At 71.6% G+C, this 15688-nt stretch carries 8 protein-coding genes; 6 read left to right on the top strand and 2 right to left on the bottom strand.

The genetic code is table 11. The features are described from left to right. Window positions 1-3 precede the first annotated feature (3 nt). Genes AB8M46_RS23540 through AB8M46_RS23520 form a run of 5 tightly spaced genes read left to right on the top strand, consistent with a single transcriptional unit; the run spans window position 4 to window position 12559 of the window. Complete coding sequence (locus tag AB8M46_RS23540) at window positions 4-6300, top strand: SDR family NAD(P)-dependent oxidoreductase (RefSeq protein ID WP_394361590.1); 6297 nt, start codon at window positions 4-6, stop codon at window positions 6298-6300. Continuing rightward, complete coding sequence (locus tag AB8M46_RS23535; RefSeq protein WP_394361589.1) at window positions 6294-10322, top strand: beta-ketoacyl synthase N-terminal-like domain-containing protein; 4029 nt, start codon at window positions 6294-6296, stop codon at window positions 10320-10322. The genes AB8M46_RS23540 and AB8M46_RS23535 overlap by 7 nt, the downstream gene beginning before the upstream one ends. A gap of 17 nt (window positions 10323-10339) precedes the next feature. Then, window positions 10340-10639, top strand: coding sequence for a phosphopantetheine-binding protein (locus AB8M46_RS23530; protein ID WP_016335182.1), 300 nt, complete (start codon window positions 10340-10342; stop codon window positions 10637-10639). 4 nt (window positions 10640-10643) lie between these two features. Further along, window positions 10644-11429 (top strand): alpha/beta fold hydrolase, encoded by a 786-nt coding sequence (locus AB8M46_RS23525; protein ID WP_038511978.1) that lies wholly within the window; start codon window positions 10644-10646, stop codon window positions 11427-11429. Then, a complete protein-coding gene (locus AB8M46_RS23520) occupies window positions 11426-12559 on the top strand; it encodes a glycosyltransferase (RefSeq protein WP_394361588.1) in 1134 nt (377 codons plus the stop codon). Before AB8M46_RS23525 ends, AB8M46_RS23520 begins: the two co-directional genes overlap by 4 nt. A gap of 112 nt (window positions 12560-12671) precedes the next feature. Here the strand turns inward: AB8M46_RS23520 and AB8M46_RS23515 are convergent, their stop codons facing one another. Both AB8M46_RS23515 and AB8M46_RS23510 read right to left on the bottom strand, forming a co-directional pair. Beyond that, window positions 12672-13526: an ABC transporter permease gene (locus AB8M46_RS23515; protein ID WP_378427445.1), complete on the bottom strand. Its 855-nt coding sequence runs from the start codon at window positions 13524-13526 to the stop codon at window positions 12672-12674. Next, window positions 13523-14467 carry an ATP-binding cassette domain-containing protein gene (locus tag AB8M46_RS23510; protein ID WP_125736079.1) on the bottom strand — a complete coding sequence of 315 codons (945 nt, stop codon included), beginning with the start codon at window positions 14465-14467 and terminating at the stop codon, window positions 13523-13525. The genes AB8M46_RS23515 and AB8M46_RS23510 overlap by 4 nt, the downstream gene beginning before the upstream one ends. A 416-nt stretch (window positions 14468-14883) precedes the next feature. Between AB8M46_RS23510 and AB8M46_RS23505 the strand changes: the two genes are divergently transcribed. Continuing rightward, complete coding sequence (locus AB8M46_RS23505) at window positions 14884-15687, top strand: ABC transporter permease (protein WP_037340326.1); 804 nt, start codon at window positions 14884-14886, stop codon at window positions 15685-15687. Window position 15688: the final 1 nt, after the last annotated feature.

Here is a 15688-nt window from a genome sequence, read left to right as displayed (position 1 = left end):
CCGGTGAGTCATGCGACGGCGCGCACGCGGGTACTCGGCGTCAACCCGCTCGGACGGCCCGATCCGGGGCTGGCGGCCGCCGTCGCCAGGGGCGGCGGCCTCGGGATCGTCGAGATCGGGTCCACAGTAGACGGACGCTTCCCGTTCGGTGTCCGGATCCCGGCCGGTCGCACCGTTCGGGACGAAGAAGTGCGGGAAAGCGGCGCGGGGCTCGTGCTGCTGGCCGAGGGGGCGGTCTGGCGGGGCAGGGCCGGCCTCCCCGTGCTGGCCGAGGTGACCGGTGTCGACCAGGCCGTCCGCATGCTCGACGCCGGTGCCTCCGGTCTAGTGGCGAAGGGAGCCGAAGCCGGCGGCTCCGATCTCACCACGTTCGTCCTGCTGCAGCGGTTGCTGGAGCGGTTCGGCGAGGACGTCCCCGTGTGGGCGTACGGGGGCATCGGGCCGCGCACGGCGGTGGCCGCGATCGCGGGCGGCGCGGCGGGCGTGGTGCTCGACGGGCTCGGCCTGTTCCCCGACGCCGACGTGCCCGAGGCGGCCCGGAACGAGCTCGCCAGGGCGGACGACGGGCTCAGCGCGTTGTTCGCGAAACGCTTCGAGGACGCGGAAAGCGCTGTCCGTGCGGTTGTGCGCTCGCTCGCGGCGCCGTCGGCGATTTCCTCGGACCAGGGCGCACGCCTGCGCCGCACGTTGGGGACCCGGCTGCCGGTCGTGCAGGGGCCGATGACGCGGGTGAGCGACCAGCCCGGTTTCGCCGCCGCGGTCGCCGCGCACGACGGCTTCCCGTTCGTCGCGGTGGCCACCGCGAACGGCGCCAAAACCGCCGAACTGCTCGCCCGCACCGCCGAAGCGCTCGGTGAACGGCCGTGGGGAGCGGGCATCCTCGGGTTCGTCCCGGAGGCCCTGCGCGCCGAGCAGCTCGCGGCGATCCGGGCCGCGCGCCCGAGCTGCGTGCTGATCGCGGGCGGGAAACCCGCGCAGGCCAAGGCGCTGGAGGCCGAGGGCATCGCGACGTTCCTCCACGTGCCGTCGCCGATCCTGCTGCGTCAGTTCCTCGACGCCGGGATCCGCCGGTTCGTCTTCGAGGGCGCCGAATGCGGTGGGCATATCGGCCCGCGGTCGAGTTTCGTGCTGTGGGAGCAGCAGCTGGACGTCTTGCGCGAACACGGCGCCGACGACGTCGAGGTCCTGTTCGCGGGCGGGATCCATGACGCCCGCTCCGCCGCCATGGTCTCGGCGATGGCGGAGCCCCTGAGCGGCGGCGTCGGCGTCCTGATGGGCACCGCGTACCTGTTCACCGAAGAAGCCGTGACCCACGGCGCCATCACCGAGACCTTCCAGGACCGGGTGCTCGACGCCGGGTCCACGGTCACCCTCGAAACCGCGCCCGGCCACCTCACCCGCTGCCTGCCCAGCCCGTACACCGACGAGTTCGCCGCGCTGAAGGCAGGGCTCCGCGAGGACGGCGTCCCGCCACAGGAGGCGTGGCAACGGCTGGAGGAACTGAACACCGGGCGGCTGCGGATCGCCAGCAAGGGCATCCGGCGGGAAGGCGACGCGCTCGTCGAGGTCGACACGCTCGGCCAGCTCGCCGAGGGGATGTACATGGCGGGACAGGTGACCGTCCTGCGCGAGGATCGCACCGACATCGCCGCCCTGCACCGGGAAGTCACCGAAGGCGCGGCGGAACTGCTCGCCGCCCGCACCCCCGCCGAAGAGTCCGTTGTGGACAGTGACATCGCGATCGTCGGGATGGCGTGCGTGTTCCCCGGGGCACCCGATCTCCCGGCCTTCTGGTCCAACGTCCTGCACGGCGCGGACGCCGTCGCCGAGGTGCCGGATCAGCGCTGGGACAAGGAGGTCTACGCCGACCAGTCGACGTCGAAATGGGGCGGCTTCCTGCCGCCGGTGGACTTCGACCCGCTCGCGTACGGCATCCCGCCCAAGTCGATGGGCAGTATCGACCCGGCCCAGCTGGTCTCCCTGCAGACGGCGCGGCGGGCTCTCGAAGACGCGGGCTACGGCGAAGGTGGCTTCGACCGCGAGCGCACCAGCGTCATCTTCGGCGCCGAGGCCGGGGGAGACCTGGCCAACGCCGGTGTCCTGCGCGCGCTGCTTCCCAGCTACCTCGAAGACGTCCCGGAGGAGCTCCTCACGCAGTTGCCGGAACTGACCGAGGACTCGTTCCCCGGCACGCTCGCCAACGTCATCTCCGGCCGGATCGCCAACCGGCTCGACCTCGGCGGTACCAACTACACCGTGGACGCCGCGTGCGGCTCGTCGCTGGCCGCGCTCGACCTCGCGGTGAAGGAACTCCGGGCGGGCACGAGCTCGATGGTTCTGTGCGGCGCCGTCGACCTGCACAACGGGGTCAACGACTACCTCATGTTCACCTCGGCCGGTGCGCTGTCGCCGACCGGGCGATGCCGTCCGTTCGACGCGTCGGCGGACGGGATCGCGCTCGGCGAGGGCGTCGCGTGCCTCGTGCTCAAGCGGCGGTCCGACGCCGAACGCGACGGCGACCGGGTGTATGCCGTGGTCAAGGGTGTCGGCGCCGCCAGCGACGGCAAGGCGCTCGGCCTCACCGCGCCGCGTCCCGAGGGGCAGCGGCGGGCCCTGGCGCGGGCCTATCGCGACGCCGGGGTGTCCCCGGCGGACGTCTCGCTGGTGGAGGCGCACGGCACCGGCACGGTCGTCGGCGACGCCACGGAACTGACCACGCTCACCGAGTTCTTCCTCGCCGCGGGTGCCGGGCCGGGAACCTGCGCGCTGGGTTCGGTGAAGAGCCAGATCGGGCACACGAAATGCGCCGCGGGGCTGGCGGGCCTGATGAAGGCGGCGCTGGCGCTGTGGCACGAGGTCGTGCCGCCCACGCTGCATCTGAGCAGGCCGAATCCCGCCTGGGACGCCGAGAGCAGTCCCTTCACCTTCTCCACCGGAGCCCGGCCGACGCCGGTGCCGCGCGGCCGCGAGTTCGCCGGAGTGAGCGCGTTCGGGTTCGGTGGGACCAACTTCCACGCGGTGCTCGCCGCCCCGGGGATCCCGCCGGCCCGGCGGCACGGCCCGCGTGACTGGGACGCCGAGCTGGTCCTGCTTCGCGGCGCCGACGTGGAGGCCGCTCGTGCCGCGCTGCGGGATCTGCTGGCGGCCAACGAAGGTCGTCCGCTGCGGGAGATCGCCGCCCTCGCCGCCGAACGAGGCGGATCCGACCCCGTGCGGCTCGCGATCGTCGCGAGCGATCTCGCGGAGCTGCGTGAGGCCGCCGCGAACGGTGGGATCGTCGCGGACGACACCGAAGCCGGTGCGGTCGCGTTCTTGTTCCCCGGTCAAGGCAGCCAGCGGACGGGGATGCTGGCGGAACTGTTCGTGCACTTCCCCGAACTGGCGGACGTCCTGGGGCTCGCTCCCGACGTCGCCGCGACCACGTTCCCGCCGCGCGCCTTCACCGAGGAAGCCCGCACCGCGCAGGACGAGGCGCTCAAGGACACGCGGGTCGCGCAACCCGCGCTCGGACTCGTCGAATCGGCGGTCTGCCGGTTGCTCGCCGACCTCGGCGTCCGGCCGGATCTGCTGGCGGGGCACAGCTATGGCGAACTGACCGCGCTGTCGGTGGCAGGCGCGTTCGACACCGCGACGTTGGTGGCGCTCAGCCGGGCCAGGGCCCGCTCCATCGCCGAAGTGGCGGGCGCCGACCCAGGCGCGATGGCCGCGGTCAAGGCGTCCCGTGAGGAACTGGCCGCCGCCCTCGACCACCCGGATGTCGTACTGGCCAACCACAACGCACCCGGCCAGACCGTCCTTTCCGGACCGACGGCCGCCATCGAGGAGGCGGTCCGCGAACTGCGGGCACAGGGGATCGGCGCCAAACGGATCCCGGTCGCGTGCGCCTTCCACAGTCCGCTGGTGGCCGGGGCGAGCGACGTGTTCGCCGTCGACCTCGACAACGCCGAGATCGGTGAGCCGGGGGCGCCGGTGTGGTCGAACCGCACCGCGCGGCCGTACGAAGCCGGGGCCGTGCGCACCGAACTCGCCGCGCAGATCGGCTCGCCGGTGCGCTTCGTGGAGCTGATCGAGGACATGTACGCGGCGGGCGCGCGCACGTTCGTCGAGGTGGGCCCCGGGCAGGTGCTTTCCCGGCTGGCCAAGGAGATCCTCGGCGACCGGCCGCATACCGTGATCGCCTGCGACCCCGGCGGCCCGGGGTTGCGCGGGTTCCTCACCGCGCTCGCGCGCTTGGCGGTCACTGGCGTCGATGTGCGTACCGAACGGCTCTTCAGCGGCCGTGTCCGCGTCGGTCCGCTTCCGAAACCCGTCTGGACCGTGGACGGCCAGACCGTCCGCGCGCCCGGCGGCGAGGTCCCCGCCCACGGGCTCGTGCCCGCCCGACGAATCCCGAGGTCCACCATGAACCAGCCCGCGCCCGGTCGTGACCAGGCCGTCGTCGAATTCCTCCGCACCAGCCGCGAACTGCTGGCGGCGCAACGGGACGTGATGCTGGGATACCTCGGCACCGCGCCGCTCGCCCCCGCTCCGGTACAGGCGCCGGTCGTGCCCGCGTTGCTGCCGCCGGTCGAAGCCCCGGTCGTCGTGCCCGAGCCGGAACCGGTCGCGGAGGCCCCTGTCACGGACGTCCTCGCCACCGTGATCGGCGCGATCAGCGAACGCACCGGCTATCCGGCCGAGATGATCGACGCCGATCTGGATCTGGAAGCGGATCTCTCCATCGACTCGATCAAACGCACCGAGATCGCGGGCTCGCTGCTCGCGAAACTCGGCCTCTCCGGCCGGGTACACGACGACGCCCAGGATCAGCTCAGCCGCGACCGGACGGCGAGCGCGCTGGCCGCGCGGCTGCGGAAGTGGCTCGAACCGGCCGTTCCGGTCACCGTGGTGGCGACTCCCGATGAGGCCCCCACGGGAACCGCGCCAGGCCGGTACCTGCTCGATCGCGTGTCCGCGCCGCTCGGCACGCCCGACCTCGCCAAGGTGGCGGGCAAAACGGTTTCGGTGAGTTTCGAGCCCGGCCAGGAGGAACTGGCCGAGTCGGTCCGCGCGGTGTTCGCCGAGGCGGGTGCCCTGCCCGCCGACCAGGAGGCCGATGTCCTCGTCGTGCTGAATCCCTTGTCGGACGCCGAAGAACCCGTCGCGGCGCAGGTGTTCGGCCTCGTCAAGAGCGCCAAGGGCGCGGTGGTCGTGGTGGCGGAGACGGGTGCCGGGCACACCGCCGGGCTGCGCGGTCTGGTCCGCGCCGCCGCGCGGGAACGGAGTGAGCCGACCAGGCTGGTCGAGCTGCAGTCCACTGTGGACCTCGGGAGGATCGTGCTGGAGGAGGCGATCGCCGACGGGCCGTCCGCCGTACGCTACGACACGGCGGGACGCGCGGCGTTCGAGCCGTCCGCGGGTTCACTCGGTTCCGTCGCGTATGCGGGCGCGGGGCCCGGCGGCGGAGAGGTCAAGGCGCTCGGCCTCGACGCGGATTCCGTGCTGCTGCTGATCGGCGGCGCCCGCGGGATCACCGCGCGGGCGGCGGTCGCGCTGGCGGCGAGCGGATGCCGGATCGAGCTGGCGGGCCGCACCCCGTGGCCCGCCGAACCGGGCGACGAGGACCTGCCCGGTGACGCGCCGGCCATGCGTTCGGAGCTGGCCGCGCGGGGCGGTTCGCTGGCGGATATCGAACGCCGGGTGCGTACCGTGCTGGCCCAGCGTGAGATCGCGCGGACGCTCGACCAGATCGCCGCGGCGGGCGGTACGGCGGCGTACCGGTCGCTCGACGTGCGCGACGCCGCCGCCGTCCGGCAGGTGGTCAAGGATCTGCACACCCGCTACGGCCGCATCGACGGCGTCGTCCACGCGGCGGGGGTGATCGACGACAAACTGATGGCCGATAAGGACGAACAGTCGTTCCGCATGGTCTACGGGACCAAAGTGGACGGTGCGCGGGCGCTGCTCGACGCGCTGGAGCATTTCGGCGTGCGACCCGGTTTCGTGACCTTCTTCGGCAGCATCGCGGCGGTGCTGGGAAACCGGGGCCAGACCGACTACGCGGCGGCGAACGACGCGCTCGAAACCCTCGGTGGGCAATGGGCGGAACGCACCGGCTGCCGGGCGCTGACCGTCCATTGGGGACCGTGGGCGCCCTCGGACGATCACACGGGCATGGTGTCACCGGAACTCGCGCGTGAATACGAACGCCGCGAAGTGGCGCTGATCGATCCGGACGAAGGCACCGCCGCGCTCCTGCGCGAGCTGGCCTACGGCCCGGCTGACGTCCGCTCGGTGCTGTACACGGCGTCGCTGTGGTGAACCAGGAGCCGGTCGCGATCGTCGGGATGGGTGTCTTCCTTCCCGGCTCGTCCACTGTGGACGAATATTGGCAGAACATCGTTTCGGGTACCGACGCGATCACCGAGATCCCGCCGCACCGCTGGGATCCGAGCTTCCACGACGGCGACGGCCGCACGCCGGACCGCACCTACGGCAGGCGCGGCGGATTCGTCGCCGACAGCCTGGACTTCGACGCGACGGCGCTCGGTATCGCGCCGAGCACGGTCGCCGGGATGGAGCCGGACCAGCTGGTCGCGCTGGCCGTGGCGGCCGCCGCGGTCGACGACGCCGGCGGTCTCCGGCGGCTGGGCGACCTCGAACGCGTGGGCGTCATCCTGGGCAGGGGCGGCTATCTCTCGCCGGGGCTCCAGCGGTTCGACCAGCGGGTCCGGTCGGTCCGCCAGATCACCGGCGCCGTCCGGGATCTCCTGCCGTCGGCGCGTCCGGAGATGCTGGACAGGCTCCGGGACGCGTTGCTGGAACCGCTCGGCGAGTTCCGGCCGGACACCGCGATCGGGCTGGTGCCGAATCTCGCCGCGTCGCGGGTCGCCAACCGGCTCGACTTCGGCGGGCCCGCGTACACGGTGGACGCCGCCTGCGCGTCTTCGCTGCTCGCCGTGGACCAGGCGATCGGCGAACTCGCCCGCCGCCGCTGTGACGTCGTGCTGGCCGGAGGCGTGCACCACTGCCACGACGACACGCTCTGGTCGATGTTCACGCAGCTCGGTGCCCTCTCGCCGAGCCAGCGGATCAGCCCGTTCTCGCGCGATGCTGACGGTCTCCTGATCGGCGAGGGCACCGCGATGGTCGTGCTGAAACGGTTCTACGACGCGCGTCGCGACGGCGACCGGGTCTACGCGGTGCTGCGCGGCTCGGGGACGTCGAGCGACGGGAAGGGCGCGAGCCTGCTCAGCCCGGCCGTCGCCGGTCAGACGCTGGCCCTGCGGCGCGCGTGGGCCTCGGCGGGCCTCGACCCCACCGCTCCCGGCGCGCTCGGTCTGCTGGAGGCGCACGGGACCGCGACCCCGACCGGGGACGCCGCCGAACTGGCCACCCTCGCCGAGGTGTTCGGCCCGCCGGACGGTCCTCGTGCGGCGATCGGCGCGGTGAAGGCGATGATCGGGCACACCATGCCGACCGCCGGCGCCGCCGGTCTGGTCAAGGTGGCGCTCGCACTGCATCACGCGGTCCTGCCACCGACGCTGAACTGCGCCGACCCGAGTCCGCTGCTGGACAAGACCCGTTTCCGCACCTTGTCCGACGCCGAGCGGTGGCGGTCGGGTGACGTGCCGCGCCGGGCGGCGGTCAACGCCTTCGGTTTCGGCGGGGTCAACGCGCACGTGGTGCTGGAAGAGGCCGACCCGGCGCCTTCGCGGCCGAGGCGGGCCAAGGTGACCGGGGAACCCGAGCGGGTCCTCCTGCTCGCGGCGCCCACGCTCGACGGATTGCGCATCCTGCTCGATCGCCCGGAACCGGAATCCGGCGGGCACGGCCCGTGCCGGATGGGGATCGTCGGGCCGACCGGGAAACGGCTCGAAGTCGCGCGGAGGGTGCTGGCGAAGATCGCGGCGGAGGGCGGTTCCTGGCACGGGCCCAACGACATCTGGTGCACCACGGCGCCCTTGCTGGAGCAGGCCGGGGCGAAGACCGCGTTCGTCTACCCGGGGCTGGAAGCGGACGCGGAACCGCGCTGCGCCGACGTCGCCCGGCATTTCGGCCTGGAGCGGCCCGAATGGTCGACGGCGAGCGTGCTCGCCCGCGCCTCCAGTGTGTCCCAGGTCGGGTTGCTGCTCGACACCGCGCTGCGGCGGCTCGCGATCAAACCGGATCTGCTCGCCGGGCACAGCGTCGGCGAATGGACCGCGATGCAGGCGGCGGGGATGTACCCCGGACAGTCCACAGAGGACATGTTGAACCGGTACTGGCCGCAGGGATTCACCCTGCCGGACGCCGAGTTCCTCGTGCTCGGCTGTTCGGCGGAGCAGGCCGAGGCGCTGCTCACCGCCGAGCCGGAGCTGATGATCTCCCACGAGAACGCGCCGCGGCAGACGATCGTCTGCGGTGACCCGGCCGCCGCGGCGCGGCTCGCCAAACTGTGCGCCCAGCACGGTGTCGTCGCCAGGACGCTGCCGTTCCGGTCCGGTTTCCACACCCCGTTGATGCGGTCGCGGCTCGGCCCGTTCACCCGGCTCGCCGCGGAACTGGACCTGAAGCCGCCGCGCGTCCCGGTGTGGTCGGCGACCACGGCCCGGCCGTATCCCGCGGATCCGGTCGAGGTCCGGGAGCTTTACCTGGCCCACCTGGTGCGCAAGGTCCGGTTCCGGGAGCTCGTCGACGCGCTCTACGCCGACGGCGCCCGGGTCTTCGTGCAGGCGGGTGCCGGTCAGCTGGGTTCGTTCGTGTCGGACACGCTGGGCTCGCGGCCGCATCTGGTCATCCCGGCGTCCTCCGGTACGAGGGCGGGCCTCGCCCAGTTGCGCCGGGTCGCGACCGCGGTCTGGGTGGAGGGCGGGCGGCCCGCGTTCGACGCGCTGGAGCCGCGCCGGACCCGGATCGACACGGCGGGCACGCTGCTCTCGGTCGAGGGCGACGTCAAGGGCATGTTCGCAGGCGCCGGTGACCTGCCCGAACTGGCCGACGGGATCCCGGACGCGATCGTCGCGGAGTTCACCGCGCTGCTCGCCGAGACCCGGGAAGCCGCGGCGAGTGTCGCCAACGCGGCGGCACGACGGACGGTCGAGTCCACTGTGGACGTCTCGCTCGCGACGATGCCGTATCTGGTCGATCACCGGTTCTTCCGTCAGCGCGAGGACTGGCCGGAGGAGGCGGACTTCCGTCCCACCGTGCCCGCGACGACACTGGTGGACCTGGCCTGCCGGGAAGCGGAACGGGCCTGGCCGGGCACGGTCGCGACCGGGGTGAGCAACGCGGCGTTCTCCCGCTGGCTGATCGCCGCCCCGGCGGTGCGCGTACCGCTTTCGATGACCCGCGAGGGCGATCGGATCAGTGTCCAAATCGGACCGCACGCCAGTATGGACGTCCACCTGGCGCAGAGGCATCCCACGGCCCCGCGGCTGTCTCCGCCACCGGGGCCGGAAACGGCGCCTCCGCTGAGCGCCGCCGAGATCTACACCCGCCGCGAGATGTTCCACGGCCCCGCGTACCAGGGGCTCGACAAACTGATCGGGCTCGGCGAGCGGCACATCCGCGGCGACCTCGTCGTACCGCCGGCGCCCGGCGCGCTGCTGGACAACGTCGGCCAGCTGCTGGGCTGCTGGCTGATGGCGACCAAGGCGGACGCGCTGCTGGCGTTCCCGACGTCGATGGGCCGGGTCACCTGGTTCGCGCAGGAACCGGCGCCGGGCACCAAGCTGCGCTGTGTCGTCAGGGTCCGGCTGCCGCGGCCGGACGTGCTGGAGATGGACGCGGAACTGGTGCTGGACGGCGCCGTGCTGGCCAGGATCGAACAGTGGCGGGACATCCGGTTCCCGTGCGACCGGCCCGCCCACCGCGTCTACGCCTTCCCGGACCGAAATCGGCTTTCCGAGGATCACCACGGCGGCTGGACGGTGGTCACGGACCGGTGGCCGAGCCCGGCCGCACGGGACATCTACGCCGGCGTCTACCTCGGGACCGAGGAACGCGCCGAGTTCGCCGCCTGCGCGCCGCGACGGCAGCGCGGCTGGCTGCTGGAACGGATCGCGATCAAGGACGCGGTCCGGGCGAAGCTCGGCCTGGACGGCGTGTACCCGGCGGAACTCCGCGTGAGCACCGACGGGACCAAGGTGACCGGGCAGCACGGCCTGGTCGTGCCGCCGCTGGCGGTGGCCGTCGCGTCGGCGGGCGAGGTCGCGGTCGCGCTGGTGCGGGAAGAGTCCGCGACGCCTCCCCGGATCGCGGTCCGGGCCGAAGGCGAGCTGGCGGGGCTGGCCGAGGAGATCGGTATCGGGGCGGAATTCGCCGGAATCCCCGGGCACGTGGTGGCCTGGAACCGCGGGTAAGAATCAGGAGTAGAGCAATGACCATCGAACAGCAGAGTCCGGCGTCGGTCTTCGGCACCGTGGCCGAGTTGCTGAAGGAACTGGTCGGGGACACCGACGTCCTCGGCATCGAGATCACCCCGCAGACCACCTTCCACGAGGATCTCCAGCTGGAGAGCATCGATCTGGTGACCTTCGCGAGCATCCTCGCCGAGTTCTTCGGCGCGGACGTCAACCTCGCGGAGTTCTTGGCGGAGAAGGATCTCGACGACGTGATCGAGCTGCGGGTCGGCGACATCGCCGACTACGTGGCCGCCCGCCTCGCCGAACGGGGCTGAGCCGGTGCCGACCATGACCGTCAACGGGCTGCGCACCAACGTGCAGCTCGTCCCCGGCGGGGGCACGGAGACCGTGGTGTTCCTGCACGGGATGGGCACCGACAGCCTCGCGAGCTTCTACCTCACGCTGGCCCCGCCGGTCGCCGCCGCCGGGGTGGACGTGATCAGCTACGACCTTCGCGGACACGGCAAGACCGAACGCCCCGAACGCGGGTACACGATCGCGGATTTCGTCGCCGATCTCGACGACCTGCTCGACCAGCTCGACCTCGATCGGCCCGTGCACCTGGTCGGCAACAGTTTCGGCGGCACCCTCGCCTACAGCTACGCCGTCGCGAAACCGGAGCGGGTGCGCAGCATCGTGTGCATCGAGTCGGAGCCGGCCACCGAACTGTGGGCGGACAAGATGTCACAGATCCTCGAACACACCGTGCGGTTCTTGAAGGTCGAGGAGAGCTTCGACTGGATCGAGGCCAATTACAGCGCGCATCACCGGCGACTGGCGAGAATGGCCGCCGAGCGGATCATGTCGACGTCGATGGCCGAGGAGGTCCCGCTCGGTCCCTTGCTGACGCTGGACCAGGTCGCGGGGATCGGCTGCCCCGTACTGTCCATTTTGGGCAGTCACGGCTACCAGGCCGACGATCTCACCGCGCTCACCTCGTTGCTGCCCCGCGGCGAGCTGCACGTGTTCGAGGGCCAAGGGCATTCGGTGCTCGTCGAGCAGCACCGCGAGGTCCGGGAGCTGCTGCTGAACTGGATCGACCGGCACGGGAGGCCACGCGGATGAGCCGGTTCCTGCTGGTCGTCCCGCCGCTCACCGGACATGTGGCGCCGTTGCGCGCGGTGGCCGCCGAGCTGGTGGGCCGCGGTCACGACGTCGCCTGGTGCGGTCCGGAACCCACGACGTCCGAACTGACCAGGGCGGGCCGGGTGTACGCGGCGGGGGACGCGCTGGAGTTCGCCGTCGAGCGACGTCCCGAGGGCCTGCGCGGGTTCGCGGCGCTGAAGTATCTGTGGGAGCAGTACCTGGTTCCGCTGGCGGACGCGATGGTCCCGGGTGTCGAGAAGGCGGTGGAGGCCTTCCGGCCCGATGTCGTGCTCGCCGACCAGCAGGCCTTCGCGGGCGCCCTCGTGGCGAGCCGCCGCTGCCTGCCGTGGGTGACGTCGGCGTCGACGTCCACCGAACTCGGCGATCCGCTGGGCGCGATGCCGAAGATCGCCGCCTGGGTCGACGGATTGCAGGAGGGCCTGCGCGCCCGGCACAAGGTGTCGTGCGGGGACCTGCGGTTCTCGCCGGACCTCATCCTCGCGTTCACCACCGTGTCCCTGACGGGCCCGATCGCCGACGTCGGCGCGGTCCGCTTCGTCGGTCCCGCGCTGGCTCCCGCGCCGCCGGTGGGTTTCTCGTGGGACCGGCTCGACGGCCGTCCGCTCGTCATCGCCACCCTCGGCACCGCCAACGCCGCCCTGGGCCGCCGATTCCTGTCCGAATGCGTCGAGGCCCTCGCCGGGATGCCGGAAGTCCAGGGCCTCGTCGTCGACCCGACCGGCGAACTGCTCAGCGACGAGGTGCTGGTCGTCAAGCGGATCCCGCAGGCGGAAGTGGTGCGGAAAGCCGCGGCGGTGATCTGTCACGGCGGGCACAACACCGTCAGCGAGACCCTGGCCTCCGGCCTGCCGCTGGTCATCGCGCCGATCCGGGACGACCAGTCGATGCTGGCTCAGCAGGTCGAAGCGGCCGGTGCCGGGCTGCGTCTGCGCTTCGACCGCGCGAAGGCGCCCGACATCCGCCGCACGGTCACCGAAGTGCTGACCGATCCCGCCTACGCCGCGGCGGCCGCGCGGGTGCGGGCCTCGTTCGCGGCGGCCGGGGGAGTCGTGGCCGCCGCGGACCACCTCGAGTCCCTGCCGCACTGACGCCTACCCGGATCATGCGTGTCTGGAGCCGGAACTCGCGTGATTGAAGCCGGAACACCGAGTTCCGCCTCCAATCACGCGAGTTCCGTCTTCGATCACGCGAGTTGCGGGCTCAGGCCATCGGGGTGACGTCGCGCGGGGTCCGGAAGGTGCGGGCCGCGATCCATCCACCGGCGGCCGCGGCGACGGCGGCGATCGCCAGCGACACCGGGATCGACCAGCCCGACGGCCGTCCCAGCGCGAGTGCCCGCGTCGCGTCGATCGCGTAGGTGAGCGGGTTGAGCGCCGAGACCACCCGCAGCCAGGACGGCATCGTCTCCAGCGGCATGTACGCGCTGGACGAGAACATCAGCGGGAACATCACCACGAACGACGCCATCTGCAGGGTTTCGGCCTTGCGCAGCCAGGTGGTGATGGCGACGAAGATCCAGCTCAGGCACCAGCCGACGACGAGCGTGAGCAGCAGCGCCGCGGTGATCCCGAAAACGCCGCCGGTCGGCCGGAAACCCAGCAGCACCACGCTGGCGAGCGTGGTCACCAGCAGTTGCACGCCGAGCCGGGCGGAATCCGAAATGGTGCGCGCCACCAGGACGGCGGAAAGGCTGATGGGCATGCACCGGAGACGTCCGGTGAAACCGCTGTAGATCTCCGCGAGCAGGCCGGCGCCCGAACTCATCGCCGTGGTCATCGCGATGTTCACCAGCGTCGCCGGGACGAGGAAGTTTACGTATCCCTCGTACGCCGCGACCCCGGGCAGCGTGCTGACCCCGGTGAAGACCTGGCTGAACAGCAGGAGCAGCACGATCGGTTGCAGCAGCCCGAAGAACACCAGCCTGCGGTCGCCGAACGCCGTCTTCAGCGAGCGGACCGCGAGCACCCGGACCTGGGTGGTGAACGTGCTCGGCGGCCAGGTCGCCGGATCGGTCAGCACCGGCTGCGACGGTGCGCGGTGCCGGGCCTCGGTCATGGCGCGGCCGCCGGATTCCGGTGCAGCGAAAGGTAGACGTCGTCGAGGGTCGGCTCGGCGACGGTGAGGTCCTTCATGGGCGCGCCCGCCGCGTCGAGCGCGCGGACCAGCACGGTGATGTCGGCGGGCCCGGACAGCGCGACACCGACCACCAGCCCAGAGGCCGACGTCGTGCAGCCCATGCCGAGCCGGTGCAGCGCGGCCAGCGCCCGGCGGGCGGCCAGGTCGGTGCCGAAGGTCAGCGTCGCGGTCCTTTCCCCGAGCCGCGCCTTCAGTTCCGACGGCCGCCCGGACACCGTGACGTGCCCCAGCCCCAGCACGATGACGTGATCCGCCAGTCTGTCCGCCTCCTCGAGGTACTGCGTGGTGAGCACGACGGTGGTGCCGCGCGCGGCGAGCCGTTCGACGCCGTCCCAGAGCCCGGCCCGGCTGAGCGGATCGAGCCCGGTGGTCGGTTCGTCGAGGAAGAGGACGTCGGGGGAGCCGACCAGTCCGGCGGCCAGATCGAGCCGCCGCCGCATCCCGCCGGAATACGTCCGCGCGGGACGGTCCGCCGCGTCGTCGAGGCCGAACATGGCGAGCAGTTCGGCCGCGCGGGCCCTGGCCTGCCGCCGGTTCGCGCCCAGCAGCCTGGCGACGAGTTCGAGGTTGCCGCGGCCGGAGAGCGCGTCGTCGACCGCCGCGAACTGGCCGGTGACACCGATCCGCCGCCGGACGTGATGCCCGGCGCGCACGACGTCGAAACCGCACACCTTCGCGCTTCCGCCGGTCGGCTTGACGCGGGTGCTGAGGATGTCGATCAACGTCGTCTTGCCCGCGCCGTTGTGGCCGAGCACCGCGAGCACGGTGCCGCGGCCGACCCGGAGACTGACGCCGGCGAGGGCCGTCACTTCACCGTAGTGCTTGGCGAGGCCGGTCACCTCGATGGCAGCCTGCTCCATTCGCCGAACGTAGCGGGGTTTTCGGTGCGGCCGCAATGAAAGCAAGAGGACTCAGGACGTGCGTGACAATTCCACGACCACGGCGGCTGGCGGGGGTGACAAAAGTGATCACCTGCGGTCTCAAGAGCGGAAAAGGACGGTTAGAACCGTCATTGACACTCACGAGACACAACGCAAAACAGTTACCGCCATAACAACCTTGGCCCCTCACTGCCACGCCATTGTCGAATTACTTGTCTCGCCGATCTTCCGCCAGTAGCGTGCAGCCAGAGTTGGCCGTTCGGCCGGAGAAGTAGAAGTGAGGAAGCCCGAATGTCAGTGCTGACCGGGCGCGTTCCGCGCGCCTTCCCGCGCCCGGCGATGCCGGGACCGGAGGCGCTTTCCTCGGCTTCCGTCGACGGATGCGGAGCCTGACGATGGCCAATCCAGTCGCCCTGCTCGCCCGCGCGCCGGAGAAGGCCGCCGCGGGGTTGCGCGAATTCGGCCGTATGTGCGCCATGGGGATCGACGTCGTCCTCGCGATGTTCCGCCGCCCCGTGCAGGTTCGCGAGTTCATCCAGCAGTTCTGGTTCATCGCGAGTGTGTCGATCACCCCCGCGATCCTCGTGTCGATTCCGTTCGGTGCGGTCATCTCGCTGCAACTGGGGTCGCTCACGAGCCAGATCGGCGCGCAGCAGTTCAACGGCGCCGCGAGCGTTCTCGCGGTGGTGCAGCAGGCCAGCCCGATCGTGACCACGCTGATCATCGCGGGCGCGGGCGGGTCGGCGATCTGCGCGGACCTCGGCGCCCGCTCCATCCGCGAGGAGATCGACGCGATGGAGGTGCTCGGCGTCTCGCCGATCCACCGGCTGATCGTGCCCCGCGTGCAGGCGGCCATCGGTGTTTCGGTGCTGCTGAACGGTTTGGTCAGCGTCGTCGGCGTGCTCGGCGGCTATTTCTTCAATGTCATCGTGCAAGGCGGCACCCCGGGTGCGTACCTCGCGAGCTTCAACGCGCTGGCCCAGCTGCCCGACCTCGTCGTCAGCTCGATCAAGGCGTTCATCTTCGGTTTCCTCGCCGGTGTCGTCGCGGCCTACCGGGGACTGAATCCCAGAGGCGGCCCCAAGGGGGTCGGCGACGTCGTCAACCAGTCGGTGGTGATCACGTTCCTGCTCCTGTTCTTCGTCAACACGATCCTGACCGCGCTGTACCTGCAGCTCGTCCCCGCGAAGGGAACCTGAT

Source organism: Amycolatopsis sp. SB7-3 (assembly GCF_041021335.1).
Classification (GTDB): Bacteria; Actinomycetota; Actinomycetes; order Mycobacteriales; family Pseudonocardiaceae; genus Amycolatopsis; species Amycolatopsis japonica.
The sequence above is the reverse complement of the archived record's forward strand: the minus strand, read 5'-3'. Positions and strand labels throughout refer to the sequence as shown.

What these genes read in the sequence shown, in the direction of transcription:
- AB8M46_RS23530 (WP_016335182.1), top strand. Translation starts at nt 10,340, where the DNA reads ATGACCATCGAACAGCAGAGTCCGGCGTCGGTCTTCGGCACCGTGGCC.
- AB8M46_RS23520 (WP_394361588.1), top strand. Translation starts at nt 11,426, where the DNA reads ATGAGCCGGTTCCTGCTGGTCGTCCCGCCGCTCACCGGACATGTGGCG.
- AB8M46_RS23515 (WP_378427445.1), bottom strand. Translation starts at nt 13,526, where the DNA reads ATGACCGAGGCCCGGCACCGCGCACCGTCGCAGCCGGTGCTGACCGAT.
- AB8M46_RS23510 (WP_125736079.1), bottom strand. Translation starts at nt 14,467, where the DNA reads ATGGAGCAGGCTGCCATCGAGGTGACCGGCCTCGCCAAGCACTACGGT.
- AB8M46_RS23505 (WP_037340326.1), top strand. Translation starts at nt 14,884, where the DNA reads ATGGCCAATCCAGTCGCCCTGCTCGCCCGCGCGCCGGAGAAGGCCGCC.